Consider the following 878-nt stretch of genomic DNA (forward strand, 5'->3'; position numbering starts at 1 on the left):
GCATTTATAATACATTACAGCCACTAAGGCCATGGACAGGAAGGCGGGGAAATGAAAAAAGACATCGCTCGGGGATTCTTGCTAAGTGCGTCTTACTGCACTTCCTTTCTGATAGCTTGGCAGCTCTCAGTCGATCAATGGTATTTACCTGCAGGACTGCGCGCAGCGTCCCTACTCTTCCTGCCCTACCGACTATGGCCTTATCTGCTGCTCGGCGATGCATCAGCACTGCTGGTGATCAGCTTACTCATAGTGCAAGCGCCCAGCACTAGCCTATTTGGAACATATGCTGTTTCCTTCCTGATGCTGCCATGTGTGGCACTAGCAGTTCATGCAGCTAGACGCCACATGAAGCGACTGCTACACCAAGAGTGCCTACTTCTACCTCTAGCATTGGCCTTGGCGCTTTGGAGCACCTTGTGCAACATAGCAATGAATGCAGTGTTCGAGGGCGACACTACCCTTACACCCACACAGACACTGATACGCTTCTGGTTAGGCGACTACCTCGGCATGTTGATGTTCATCATGCCGGGACTGCTGTGGTTACGGCGTAATGAGAATGAAGCAGCTAACCCCCGCTTGTTGAAGAATGGAATCTTATGCGCGGGAACTGTGCTGGCACTTTTCATGAGCGCAGTCATGATCCAAGACAGTTTCCTGCATCAACTGTTGATGTCGATGATGCTTATTCCTTTAATCACAATGACGCTACTACATGGCTGGCGTGGAGCGGCAATCGGCATCACACTGGCCAACGTAGCCATCGGCATCATGTTACCCGACACAAAAAAGCTTTTTGCATACAATGCCGAAGTATTTTCTGTACAGCTAGCGCTTGCGTCTACCGCCACAGGGATGTTCGTATTCGGCTCCCG

1 protein-coding gene is annotated in these 878 nt (G+C 50.7%); it reads left to right on the top strand.

Translation table 11 applies throughout. The features are described 5' to 3' along the window. Nucleotides 1-51 precede the first annotated feature (51 nt). The coding region (locus tag XANALMUS060_RS19380) for an MASE1 domain-containing protein (RefSeq protein WP_045739492.1) at nt 52-878 on the top strand (827 nt) is incomplete at its 3' end.

It is taken from the genome of Xanthomonas sp. MUS 060 (genome assembly GCF_000963215.1).
In the GTDB taxonomy this organism is placed as follows: Bacteria; Pseudomonadota; Gammaproteobacteria; order Xanthomonadales; family Xanthomonadaceae; genus Xanthomonas_A.